Genomic DNA, 12944 nt, shown 5'->3' with positions numbered 1-12944 from the left:
CTGCCGCATGCCGACCCGAGCCGCCTCGACCCGTCCCGCCGTGGCACGGTCGCACCTCCACCTCCACCTCCACCGCCTCGTCGGACCCTGGGCCGCGGCGCTGGCGGTGCTGTCGGCGACGGCGTCGTTCGAGGCGCCCGCCGCGCCGAAGACGGTGTGCACCGTCACCATCAACTCGCCCGACGAGAAAGAGGTGCTGCAGCGCCACCTGCCGCGCGGCGACTACCGTTTCGTCGAGCTGGTGCAGCGCGGCCAGCCCGACTGGCTGGCCTCCGCCTGCCGGCGCGGCGTCACCTGCGACGCGCTGGTCATCTCGGGCCATTTCGACGACGGCACCGAGTTCTACACCGACCGCTTCGACGACCGCGAGTTCCTCACCATGCACGAGCTGCAGCAGGCCTCGTGCAGCGCCTCCTGCGGCAGCCTGTTCGCTCAGCTGAAGGAGGTGTACCTGTTCGGCTGCAACACGCTGAAGTCCGAGCCGCGGCACGTGGCCTCGGCCGAGATCGCGCGCAGCCTGGGCCGCGCCGGCCGCCCGCCGGCCGAGGCCGAGCGCACGGCTGCGCTGCTGAGCGAGCGCTACGGCCAGAGCAACCGCGACCGCCTGCGCCATGTGTTCGCCAACGTGCCGGTGCTGTACGGCTTCTCGTCGAAGGCGCCGCTGGGCCGCACCGCCGGGCCGCTGCTCGAGCGCTATTTCCAGACGGCGCCCGCCGGCGAGGTCGCCAGCGGCCGGCCCAGCCCGACGCTGCTCAACCTTTTCGGGCCGAGCTCGATGATCGCGGTGGCCGGGCTCACCGACGCCGACCCGCACGCCGGCTTCCGCCGCGACCTGTGCGGCTTCGCCGACGACCAGCCCTCCGATGCGCAGAAGCTCGCCTTCCTGCACCAGGTGCTGCAGCGCGACCCCACCGAGGTGCGCATGCTGCTCGACCTGCTCGAACGCTACGCCGCGTCGCTGGGGCCGGTGCGGCGGCTGGCGCCCGACGTGGCCACGGCGCTGGCCGAGATCGGGCGCGACCACGCCACTCGCGACCGCTACCTGGCCTTTGCGCGCGATGCCGACGACGCATCGGTGCAGGCCCGCATGATGGCCCTGGCGCGCAATGTCGGCTGGCTGACGTTGGCCCAGGAGCAGGCCGAGTTCGGGCGCATGATCGCCGACCGCATGGCGCGCCACCGCATCGGCCGCCACGAGGTCGATCTGGTCTGCGCGGCCCACGCCGAGCACGACCCGGCCCTGGCCCGGCAGGTGCTGGCCAGCGGTGCGGCACGGGCCGGCCAGGCCTCGCATTCGGCGGTGCTGGCCTGCCTGGGCCACGCCGAGGCGCATGAGCGCACGCTGCGCGCGCTCACCAGCACCGACGACGAGGACGTGGCCGTCGCGCAGACCTACCTGCGCCACCGGCCCTTGTCCAATGTGGCCGAGGTGCGCGCCGTGGCCGCCGGCATCGGCCGCATGACCGCCGCCGCCGCGCAGGTGCGCGCGCTCGAGACCCTGGCGCGCCAGCGGCTGGCCGATGCGCCCAGCCTGCAGGCCATCGCCAGCCTGTTCCCTCTGGCCCGCTCGCTCGACGTGCAGCGCGCCATCGCCGGCATCCTGATCCGCTCGGACACGCAGATGCTGGCGCGGGCCGACCTGGCCCGCTCGCTGCGCCAGCACCGGCTGAAGTCGCCCGACGGCAGCGACGTGATCGACCTGCTGATCCGCCTGCTGCAGTCGACCTGACGGCGCCGCGCCCCGGCGGGCGTCAGAGCCCCGTCACCCGGTGCGCCAGCGAGTCGGCCAGCGGGTGCACCGGCGCCAGCGCGGCGTCCAGCTCGCGGGCGCGGGCCAGCAGTTGCGCCGGGTCGCGCGCGGGGCCGCGGTGCGCGGCCAGCACGGCGCTGTTGCCGACCCGGTAGACATCGATCTCGGGGAAGGCGCTGCGCATCGCGGCCAGCAGGCGCGCGGTGTCGACGATCGGCAGGTAGACGTTCTGCATCACCACGCCACCCGGCGCCAGGCGCTCGGCAACGAGGGCGAAGAACGACGCGTCCATCAGCGCAGGCGGGATCGACTGGTCGTCGTAGGCATCGAGCATCACCACGTCGAACGGCGTGGTGGCCGCGGCCAGCCAGCGGCGGCCGTCCTCGATGTGCACGTGCAGCCGCGGGTTCGGCGTCAGGCCGAAATGCCGCGCGCCCAGTTCCACCGCGTGGCGGTCGATGTCGACGGCGTCCACCTCGGCGCCGGGAAAGGTGCGTATCGCGTAGCCCGCCATGTTGCCCGCGCCGGCGCCGATCTGCGCCAGCCGGCCCAGGCGCGGCACGTAGACGGCGCCCAGCATCATCAGCTGCGTGTAGGGCGCGGCCAGCGCCAGCGGCCGGTCCAGGTCGAGCACCGACTGGAAGACGAACTCGGTGCCCGGCCCGTAGGCCAGGTAGCGCTTGCGGTCGAGCTCGACCACGGCCAGGCGGCCGAACTGCGTGTCGCGCTCCTCGATCACCCGCATCCCCTGCAGGCGCAGCTTCAGGTTGCGGGCCTGGTCGCAGCCGGCCAGGCCCGCGGCGGCCCAGGCCAGCGCCGCGGCGCCGGCCGAGCGCAGCAGGCGGCGCCGGCCGTCTGGCTGAGGGTGGCGTGTGGGAAGCGGCATCCTGGGTCCTGTGGCGCATCGCGGCGGCCGGCCCCACGGTGGGCGGCCCGCGGGCGGCCCATGAATGGGCCCAACCCGGCGTTGTCGGCGTCGTCGGCATTCTGCCCTTCGGCCCGCAGGGGTCGCCGTGCCGAGGCGGATGCTCTGCGGCGCGCGCGCGCCTCAGGCCACGGCGTCCAGCGCCACGGTGTCCTGCCGCAGCAGGGTCTCGGTGAGCAGCCGCTGCAGTTCGATGCGCACCACGCCGTAGCACTCGCAGGCACTGGCGCGCAGGCCGACGGGGTCGAGCACGCTGATGTGGCCGCGGCGGTAGCGGATGTAGCCCAGGTCCTGCAAGGTGCCGGCGGCCTGGGTGACGCTCTCGCGGCGCACCCCCAGGATGCCGGCCACCAGCTCCTGCGTCATCACCAGCCCGGCGGTCGGGGCACGCTCCATCGCGGTGAGCATCCAGCGGCTCAGTTGCTGCTCGACCGAGTGGTGGCGGTAGCACGCCGCCGTCTGCGAGATCTGCGTGATCAGGGCCTGGGTGTAGCGCAGCAGCAGGCGGCGCAACTGGCCGTCGCGGGCGAAGGCGCGCAGCAACTCGTGGCGGCCGATGCGGTAGCCGTGGCCCGCGGTGTGCACCACGGCCGAGCTCGAGGTGGTGTCGCCGCCCATGTAGAGCGCCATGCCGACCATGCCTTCGCGGCCCACGCCCGCGGTTTCTGCCGACGCACCCGAGTTCGTCACGTAGTGCAGCGACACCACCGCGGTGGTCGGGAAGTAGGCGTGGCGCATCTGCGTGCCGGGCTCGTACAGCACCTCGCCCAGCATCATCGGCACCAGTTCCAGCGCCTCGGACAGCGATTCGAACTCGGTCGTCGGCAGCGCGGCGAGCAGGTGGTTCTGGTTGGGGCTGTGCGGCGGGCGCATTCGGTGCTTTGGTGGGCCTCAGGTGCCAGCGAGCACTTCGACGCCGATGCCGCGGTAGCCCACGTAGCGGCAGGCGTGGTCGAACATCGGTTGGCCGCTGACGCGGAACTGCCGCCGCGAGCCGTTGCGCTCGGTGCGGTGGAAGGTGAAGTCGAGGAAGGGCTGGCGCGCCGCGATGCGGGCCTGCAGGGTCGCGCGTTCCTCTGCGTCCCAGCCCTCGTCGGCCGCCGAGGGGGCGGTGTCCGCCACCAGCGGGCCGACGCGGATGCCCAGCATCTCCATCACCGGGCCCGAGACCTTGGTGAACTCGCCGTCCTCGTCCTGCTCCCAATACCAGTCGGAGGCCAGCTCGGTGAGGCTGCGGTAGCGGGCCTCGCTCTCGCGCAGCTCGGCGGTGCGCTCGTTGACCAGGCGCTCGAGATCGCGGTTGTGCGCTTCGAGCCGGCGGTAGAGCAGCCGCACCTCCAGCATGTTGTGGATGCGCATCTTCACCTCGACCAGGTCGAAGGGCTTGCTGATGAAGTCCTTGGCGCCGGCCTGCAGCGCGCGCAGCTTGTGCCCCGGCTGGGCGGTGAGCACGATCACCGGCAGGTAGCTGTCGCTGTCGTTGGTCTTCAGCGCCTCCATCACCGCGAAGCCGTCCATCGTCGGCATCTGCAGGTCCAGCAGGATCAGGTCGAACTGCTCGCGGCGGTGCAGGGCACAGACCTCGGTCGGCTTCATCGTGGTGCTGACGCGGGTGTAGCCCGCGTCGGCCAGCATGCGCCCGAGCAGCCGCAGGTTGGCCTCCTGGTCGTCCACGATCAGGATGTGGGCCCCGAGGATCGCTTGTTCCATGGTCTGTCCAATGACTTCGTGCGCGGTGCGCGGTGGATCGTCCGGCAACTGGGTGGAGCTCACTGGGGCACCCTTGGGCCTTCGGCCCGTCCCGCCAGGCGGGAATGAGCCCCTTCGGGCGGCCGGGCGGGGCTCATGGCCCCACCTCTGCCTGGACGCCTTCGGCGGTCTGGACGGCCCGGTCGCGCGCGGCGTCCAGCGCCAGGTCCAGCGTGTCCATGAACTCGGTCACCTTGATCGGCTTGGTCAGGTAGCGGAAGAAGCCGGCCTCGAGCCCTTTCTCGACATCGCGCGGCATGGCGTTGGCGCTGATCGCGACCACCGGGATGTGCGCCGTCATGGGGTCGGCCGCCAGCAGGCGCAGCGCGGTCACGCCGCTGATGCCGGGCAGGTTGATGTCCATCAGGATGACCTCGGGCCGCATCGTCTGTGCCATCTCGATGCCGCGTCGGCCGTCCTTGGCGCTGAGCAGTTGGATGTCCGTTCTGCGGGCCAGCAGGCGCGACACCAGCATCAGGTTGGCCGGGTTGTCCTCCACGCACAGCACGGTGCGTTGCGGCGCGCCCGCAGCCACGCCCGCGGTGGCCACGGCCGCCGGCGGCGTGGTGTCGGCGTGCGCGTCCACGCCGCTGCTGGCGGCCAGCTCGACCCAGAACACGCTGCCCACGCCCACGGTGCTGTCGACGCCGATCACGCCGCCCATCAGTTCGGCCAGCTGCTTGCTCACCACCAGGCCGATGCCGGTGCCTTCCTCGACGCCGCCCTCCTGGCCCAGCCGGTTGAAGGGCTGGAACAGCTGCGCCAGCTTCTCGGCCGACAGGCCGTCGCCGGTGTCCTGCACGCTGATGCGGATGCGCTCGTCCGGCCGCGTGCGGCAGCTCACCTCGACCGTGCCGCCGACGCGGTTGTACTTGATGGCGTTGGACAGCAGGTTCACCAGGATCTGCTTCACCCGGGTGCGGTCGGCGCGCACGAACAGCGGCACGCTCGGTGCGACGAAGCCGATGCCGATGCCGCTCTTGCGCGCCTGCGGCTCGATCATCGCCTGGCAGTCGCTCAGCAACTCGGCCAGGGCCATGGGTTCTTGCGACAGCGACAGCCGGCCCGATTCGATCAGCGAGAGGTCGAGGATCTCGTTGATCAGCTCCAGCAGGTACCAGCCGGCCTGCAGGATCTGGTCGATGCAGTCCTTCTGCGCCGGCGTGGGCGTGGGCGAGCCCGAATCCATCAGCTGCGCGAAGCCCAGGATCGCGTTCAGCGGCGAGCGCAACTCGTGGCTCATGCTGGACAGGAACTCCGACTTCGCCTGGTTGGCGCGTTCGGCCGCCACCTTGGCGCCCTGCAGCTCGAGGTGGGTCGCCTGCAGCGCCATGTCCAGCCGTTGTCGCACCGTGTTGTCGGTGCCGATCAGCAGGTAGCCGATGACCGCGCCCTGCGCGTCGCGCAGGGCCGTCACCGAAACCATCGCGGGCAGGCGGCTGCCGTCCTTGTGCAGGTAGGTCAGCTCATAGATGTCCTCGATGCCGCGCGAGGCCTTGAACACCAGGGCCTCGAAGCCCGGGGCGATGGGGCAGCCGAACTCGGCGCTCATGGCCCGGGCGCGCAGGATCAGTTCCTGCGGGTCGGACAGGTCGGCCGGCGTGATGCGGTTCAGCACGTCGGCCGCGGCGTAGCCCAGCATGCGCTCTGCGCCGACGTTGAAGAGCTGGATGACGCCGCGCTCGTCGGTGGCGATGCTCGAGAAGTTGGCGCTATTGAGGATCGCGCTCTGCAGGGCACCGGTCTTGATCAGCGAGCGCTGGGTCCGTGCCTCCGCTGCACCAGGGGCGCCACCCGCACGCACGGCGGCGGTCGCGGCCGCTGGCTTGGTTCGTGCTGGTTTCATGGTGGGCGCGCGAGCGACTGCAAGAGGACGGGCGTGCCGGTGCACGGGCATGGCGTTGCGGGGCAACTGCACCATGCTGGACGCGCGCGCGCCGCTCGTCTGTTCGGTGCCACACACAATGGCCGTTGCGTGTGCGGCGGCCGGCGACCGCCGGCCCCGGGGCTGCTCAGGCCGAGAACCAGTTCACGCCCGTCACGTCCGTCGTCGACTGGCCGATGAGCGCCACCGGTGCGGGCGGGTCGCTCACCTCGACCGCCAAGGTGGCGACGTCGGCATGCAGTCCGTCCTCGTCGACCAGGTCGACCGCGATGGTGCGGGCGCCGGCCGTGGCGAACACATGCGCGACGTCGCCGCCGGCGGTGACGGTCTCGACCAGGCCGTCGCCCCAGTCGATCACCCAGCCGGTGATGCTGTCCTGGCCCGGGTCGGCGGCCGCGCCCAGGCTCAGCACGTAGGCGTCGCCCACCACCGCGCCGGCCGCGCCACCCAGGGCCAGCGTCGGTGCCACGTTGGCCACGGTGAGGTTCAGGCTGCCGAGCACGAAGCTGCCGTCGTCGTCGGTGGCGCTGATGGTGACCGTGCGCGCCGTGCCGGCGCTGTCGCCGTCGGCGTAGACATGGCCGAAGCTGCCGGCCGCCGCCAGCCATTGCGCTGGCGTGAAGGTGTCGGCGCTGCCGTCGCCCCAGTCGATGCCGTAGCCACTGCGTGCGTCGCCCAAGTCGATGTCGTAGCCACCGAATGCATTGCTGCCCGCGTCGACCACGGCACCGACGTTCAGCGTGTACACGCTGCCCTCGCTGGCCGTGGCGGCGCCGCTGACGGCCGCCGTCGGCGCAACGTTCGAGACCGAGACGGTCTGGGTGGTGACGTTCGTGCCGCCGTCTTCGTCGAAGACCGTCACGCGGATGGTTCGCGCGGTGGTGTCGACGGGACCGCTCTGGTCGTCAAAGTAGGTGTGCGAACGCGGGCCGGGGCCGAGCAGCGACTGTGTCGAGTAGCCGTCGCCCCAGTCGACGCTGAACCACGCCGAGTCGTAGGCGCCTGCCGGGTCGGCGGCCGCCAGGTTGATCGTGTAGCTCGTGCCCTCGGTGACGCTGCCGGGACCGAAGGTGACCACCGGGGTGGGCGCGACGTTGAGCACGGTCAGCGACTTGCTGCCCAGCACGAAGCTGCCGTCCTCGTCGGTGGCGCTGACCGTCACGGTGCGCGCCGTGCCGCTGCTGCCGCCGTCGGCGAAGCTGTGCGCGAAGCTGCCCGCCGCTGCGGCCCACTGGGCCGGGGTGAAGCTGTCGGTGCTGCCGTCGCCCCAGGCGATGCTGTAGCCGGTGCGGGTGTCGAGGCCGGGGTCGCTGACCGCGCCGACCGACAGCGTGTAGACGCTGCCCTCGAGGCTGGAGTCGGCGCCGGTGACGCTGGCGATCGGGGCCACGTTGGCCACGGCCACGGACAGGCTGCCGAGCACGAACGTGCCATCCTCGTCGGTGGCGCTGACGGTGACCGTGCGCGGCGTGCCGGCGGCGTCGCCGTCGGCGTAGGCGTGGCTGAAGTTGCCGGCCGCCGTGGCCCACTGTGCCGGCGTGTAGGCGTTGGAACTGCCGTCGCCCCAGGCGATGGTGTAGCCGGTGCGCGTGTCGGGGCCGGGGTCGACGATGGCGCCGACGTTCAGCGCCAGCACACCGCCCTCGTTGACCGACGCCGCGCCGGTCAGCGTGGCGGTGGGGGCCACGTTGTTGACGTTGACCACGCGGCTCTGCACGGTGCTGCCGCCGTCGCCGTCGGTGACGGTGACGCTGATGGTGCGCGGCGTGGTGTTGACGGTGCCGGTGGCATCGTCGGCGTAGACGTGGGTGACGTTGCCGCCGGCGGCCAGCAACTGTGCGGCCGTGACGGTCTGCGCCACGGTGCCATCGCCCCAGACGATGCTGTAGCTCAGCGGATCGGCCGCGCCGGCCGGGTCGGTGGCGGCGATGGTCAGCGTGTGGGCTGCGCCTTCGTTGGTGGCGGTGCTGCCGCCCAGCACCACGGTGGGCGCCACGTTGGTCACCGTCAGGGCCTTGGTTCCGAGCACGAAGCTGCCGTCCTCGTCGGTGGCGCTGACGGTGACGGTGCGGGCGACGCCGGCACTCGTGCCATCGGCGTAGACGTGGCCGAACGAGCCCGCCGCCGCGGCCCATTGCTCTGGCGTGTAGGTGCTGGTGGTGGCGTCACCCCAGGCGATGGTGTAGCCGGTGCGGGAGTCCGCGCCCGGGTCGGTCACCGCGCCCACGGTCAGCAGGTAGGTGCCGCCCTCGGGCGCCGTGGCGGCACCGGTGACGGTGGCCTTCGGGGCCACGTTGTTGACGGTGACGGCTCGGGTCTTGACGATGCTGCCGCCGTCGCCGTCGCTGGCCGTGACGCTGATGGTGCGCGCCGTGGCATTGAGGGTGCCGTCCTGGTCGTCGGCAAAGACATGGGTGACGTTGCCGCCGGCGTTCACCACCTGCGGCGCACTGCCGTCGCCCCAGTTGATGCTGTAGCTCAGCGGGTCGGCCGTGCCGGCAATGTCGCTGCCGGTGATGCCCAGCGTGTAGCTGGCGCCTTCGTTGACCGCGGCCACGCCGGACAGCGTGAGCGTGGGCGCCACGTTGGCCACCGTGACGACCTTGGTGCCCATGGCGAAGGTGCCGTCCTCGTCGGTGGCGTTGACGGTGATGGTGCGCGCCGTGCCGCCCAGGCCACCGTCGGCGTAGGTGTGTGTGAACTTGCCGGCCGCGGTGGACCATTGGGCCGGCGTGTAGGTGTTGGACAGGCCGTCACCCCAGGTGATGGTGTAGCCGGTGCGGGTGTCGGGGCCGGGGTCGGCGATGGCGCCTACGGTGAGCGTGTAGACGGCCCGCTCGTTCACCGTGGCCAGACCGGTGAGCGCGGCGGACGGCGCCACGTTGTTCACGTTGACCACGCGGGTCTGCACGGCGCTGCCACCGTCGCCGTCGGTGACGGTGACGCTGATCGTGCGCGGCGTGGCATTCACCGTGCCGGCGGCATCGTCGGTGTAGACGTGGGTGACGTTGCCGGTGGTGGCCACCGCCTGCACGGCGCTGCCGTCGCCCCAGTTGATGCTGTAGCTCAGCGGGTCGGCCGTGCCGGCCGGGTCGCTGCCGCCCAGGGTCAGCGTGTAGGCCGCGCCCTCGTTGGTGTCGGCGTTGCCGCCGAGCACCAGGGTCGGGGCCACGTTGGTCACGGTCAGGGTCCGCGAGCCCAGCACGTGGGTGCCGTCCTCGTCGATGGCGCTGACCGTCGCGGTGCGCACCGTACCGGCGCTGGCGCCGTCGGCATAGACGTGCGTCAGGCTGCCGGCGGCCGCGTCCCACTGGGCCGGGGTGTAGGTGCTGGTCAGGCCATCGCCCCAGGCGATGCTGTAGCCGGTGCGGGTGTCGGCGCCGGGGTCGGCCAGCGCGCCCACGGTCAGCACATAGGTGCTGCCCTCTGCAGCCGACGCGGCACCGCCGACGACGGCCGTGGGGGCGACATTGGCGACGGTGACCACGCGGGTCTGCACCGTGCTGCCGCCGTCGTCATCGCTGGCCGTGACGCTGATGGTGCGCGCGGTGGCGTTGACGGCGCCGTCCTCGTCGTCGGCGAACACATGGCCGACGCTGGCGGCGCCGGTGACCACCTCCAGTGCGCTGCCGTCGCCCCAGTCGATGCTGTAGCTCAGCGGGTCGTCGCTGCCGGCGACGTCGTTGCCGGCGATGCCGAGCAGGTAGACCGCGCCCTCGTTGGTGGTCGCGCTGCCGGTCAGCGCCAGCGTCGGCGCGACGTTGGCCACGGTGAGCGTGCGGGTGCCGAGCACGAAGGTGCCGTCCTCGTCGGTGGCGCTGACCGTCACCGTGCGCTGGGTGCCGCCGAGGCCGCCGTCGCCGTAGACGTGGCTGAAGCTGCCGGCCGCCGCAGCCCATTCGGCCGGCGTGAAACTGCTGACCGCCCCATCGCCCCAGGCGATGGCATAGCCGCTGCGCGAGTCGGTGCCGGGGTCGGCCACGGCCGACACGCCCAGCGTGTAAGTGCCCGTCTCGGCCACCGTGGCCGCGCCGCTGAGCGCAGCGCTCGGCGCCACGTTGTTCACCACGACCGCGAGCGTCTGGGTGCTGCTGGCGCCAAAGCCGTCGACCACCGTGACGCTGATCGTGCGCGGGGTGGCATCGACCGGGCCGTCCTCGTCGTCGGCGAAGCTGTGGGTGTAGTCGCCCGCCCCGGCGATGGGCTGCGGCGCCGTGCCGTCGCCCCAGTCGATGCTGCCGCCCACGGCGGACGCGGCCGCCACGCTCAGCGTGTAGGCGGCGCCCTCGTCGCTGGCGGTGGCGCCGGCCAGGTCGAGCGGCGGCGCCACCGTGCCCACGGCAACGGTCTTGCTGCCGAGCACGAACGTGCCGTCGTCGTTGGTCGTGCTCACCGTCACCGTGCGCAGGCCGCTGCCGGCACCATAGGCGTGGGTGAACAGGCCCGCCGCGGCCGTCCACTGCGTGGGCGTGAAGGCGTCGACGACACCGTCGCCCCAGTCGATGGCGTAGGCGCTGCGCGGGTCGAAGACGGAGTCGACCACCGGGCCGACGGCGAGTGTGTAGACGCTGGCCTCGGCGGCCACGTCGGCGCCGCTCACGGCGGCGGTCGGTGCCACATCGACCACCGTGATCACCTGCGTGCGGTAGCTCATGCCGCCGTCCTCGTCGTACACCGTCACGCGGACGGTGTGCGGGGTGGCGTCGGACGCGCCGCTGTCGTCGTCGCGGTACAGGTGCGAGCGGATGCCCGGGCCGGTCAGCGGCATGGTCGAGAAGCCGTCATCCCAGTCGACGCTGAACTGCAGCGTGTCGTAGGCTCCCGCCGGGTCGTCGGCCGCCAGGGTGAGGACGTAGTTGGTGCCTTCCGGGATGACGACGTTGCCGGTCATCACCGGGATCGGCGCGACATTGGCCACCGCGACGGTGAAGGTGTCGGTGGCCGACTCGGTGGCGCCGTCCGTCACCGTCACGCTGACCAGGTGGTTGGCATTGCCATCGAGGTAGAGGTGGCTGATCTCGAAGCTCAGCGTCGGCGTCGTGCCGGTGACGAGGGCGCTGCCGTCGCCGTAGTCGATGCTGTAGCCCCAGCCGGCCGCGCCGTTGTCCTTGCTGTCGGTGATGGTGACGATGCGCGACAGCAGGCAGCCTTCATCCAGGCCGGTGTCGACGCCGGCGTCGACGAAGATCACGGCATCGACTGTCGGCACGGCCAAGGCGACGCGTTTGCCGGAAACGCCCGGTGTCTCGATGAACGAATCGCCACGAATGATGCCCATGCTGTCCCCCTCCAGATGCCGTTGGTGTGGTGCGGCCACCCTCGAGGGGCACGCGGCGGTCGGGCGCAAGGATCTGCACCGGACGGGCCGGCGCTTCGGATCGTCGAAGGCCGCAACCTGAGTACTTCTGCCCGCCGCAGCATCCCGATGGGACTGCGACCACCCAGATGGGTGTTGACTGCGACGGCGGCCACAGACTAGCACCGCCCCTGGGGGGTGTGGCCGGCCCGCGACACAATGTCGCACCAGGGGCAAACGCGGTGACAGGGCACCCCAAACAGGGGGGCCGACGCCGGTCGGCCGATCACCGCCGCGGCGGACTTTCAGAGGCAAATCCGGGCCCTGGCGGTGCGACGTCCAACGAGAGTCTTCGACCGGCCTAACGCCCAACCGACAAAGCGCCGGAACACAAACACTTACCAGTCTGAACGTGCCTGGAAGGTGACGGACGTGTCGATCCGTTCGTTCGGCGGCGGCGTCTTGCCATACCTTGGGCGGGGATGAGGTCGGGTCGAGTGCGGCCGGCGCGGCCGACCATTGGCGGTGGTGGTCTGGAACGTTTGATGCATGTCACGCGCACTTCCACCCCTCGCAGGAGCGGCGCCCATGCTGGATACCACCACCACCAAGTTCTCGCACGTCAAGCCGGGCGACACGCCCTGGCGCAGCGACGGGCTGCGGGATTTCTTCCTGTACCGCGACCTGGGCGTCGAAGCGGCGACCGCCGGCCGGGTCATCGCGCACCTCGTCAAGGCCAATACGGCACCAGAGAAGGGCACCGGATGGCACCGGCATGAGGCCGACTTCCAGATCGTGTTCATGACCAAGGGCTGGGCCAAGTTCATGTACGGTGACCAGGAGACCCTGGTCGAGGCCGGTGACTGCGTGCACCAGCGTCCGGGCATCGTGCACTACCTGTTCGACTACTCACCGGACATGGAGTACCTCGAAATCGTCTCCCCGGCCGACTTCGGCACCGTCGACATGCCCGCCCCGGCCGCGGTGCCAGAGGCCAAGCCCTGGAAGTGAGTGGCCGCGCCCCTGCTCTTTGAGTTGGGGCGCTGGCAGGGTCACCCCCGCGTCCGCATCGCTGGGCACGCGCCGTCGGTGTTGGGCTCGATGCGGCCGTTCGGGTGGACCCGAGGCACTGAGGCGGCAAAGCCGCGCACGGGCAGGCCGGGGAACTTCGCTGTGGCGGTCGGCTGCGCCGACTGCCCTGCAGTGCTCGGCCCAGCGGTGCGCCGCAGAACTCGCTTCGCGCCCGGCGGGCGCTCCGCTCAGACAACTGCGTCGAGCTTGATGACGAAGCGCGCTGCGCGCGCCACCGCAGGGCCTGCGCGCTTCGGCGCCACAGAGG

The 12944-nt window shown here is 71.6% G+C and carries 7 protein-coding genes; 2 read left to right on the top strand and 5 right to left on the bottom strand.

Going from position 1 to position 12944, the window contains the following annotated elements:
• Positions 1-7: 7 nt before the first annotated feature.
• A complete protein-coding gene (locus EOINJALH_RS07810; protein ID WP_144289915.1) occupies positions 8-1729 on the top strand; it encodes a hypothetical protein in 1722 nt (573 codons plus the stop codon).
• Positions 1730-1751: 22 nt separating this feature from the next.
• Here the strand turns inward: EOINJALH_RS07810 and EOINJALH_RS07805 are convergent, their stop codons facing one another.
• From EOINJALH_RS07805 to EOINJALH_RS07785, 5 genes are all read right to left on the bottom strand, one after another.
• Positions 1752-2636, bottom strand: a complete 885-nt coding sequence (locus tag EOINJALH_RS07805) for a spermidine synthase (RefSeq protein ID WP_088279788.1) — start codon at positions 2634-2636, stop codon at positions 1752-1754.
• Between the two features lie 162 nt (positions 2637-2798).
• Positions 2799-3548 (bottom strand): Crp/Fnr family transcriptional regulator, encoded by a 750-nt coding sequence (locus tag EOINJALH_RS07800; RefSeq protein ID WP_088279787.1) that lies wholly within the window; start codon positions 3546-3548, stop codon positions 2799-2801.
• A gap of 18 nt (positions 3549-3566) precedes the next feature.
• Positions 3567-4385 carry a response regulator gene (locus EOINJALH_RS07795; RefSeq protein WP_088279786.1) on the bottom strand — a complete coding sequence of 273 codons (819 nt, stop codon included), beginning with the start codon at positions 4383-4385 and terminating at the stop codon, positions 3567-3569.
• Positions 4386-4518: 133 nt separating this feature from the next.
• On the bottom strand, positions 4519-6270 hold the full coding sequence (locus tag EOINJALH_RS07790; protein ID WP_088279785.1) for an ATP-binding protein: 1752 nt from the start codon (positions 6268-6270) through the stop codon (positions 4519-4521).
• Between the two features lie 166 nt (positions 6271-6436).
• The gene (locus EOINJALH_RS07785; RefSeq protein WP_088279784.1) at positions 6437-11587 is read right to left on the bottom strand and encodes a PKD domain-containing protein; all 5151 of its coding nucleotides are present in this window, start codon (positions 11585-11587) and stop codon (positions 6437-6439) included.
• 606 nt (positions 11588-12193) lie between these two features.
• On the opposite strand from EOINJALH_RS07785, the gene EOINJALH_RS07780 reads away from it, so the two are divergent.
• Positions 12194-12616 carry a cupin domain-containing protein gene (locus EOINJALH_RS07780; protein ID WP_088279783.1) on the top strand — a complete coding sequence of 141 codons (423 nt, stop codon included), beginning with the start codon at positions 12194-12196 and terminating at the stop codon, positions 12614-12616.
• The last annotated feature ends 328 nt before the right edge of the window (positions 12617-12944 follow it).

The sequence above is a fragment of the Ideonella sp. A 288 genome (genome assembly GCF_002198735.1).
Classification (GTDB): Bacteria; Pseudomonadota; Gammaproteobacteria; order Burkholderiales; family Burkholderiaceae_C; genus Pseudaquabacterium.
The sequence above is the reverse complement of the archived record's forward strand: the minus strand, read 5'-3'. Positions and strand labels throughout refer to the sequence as shown.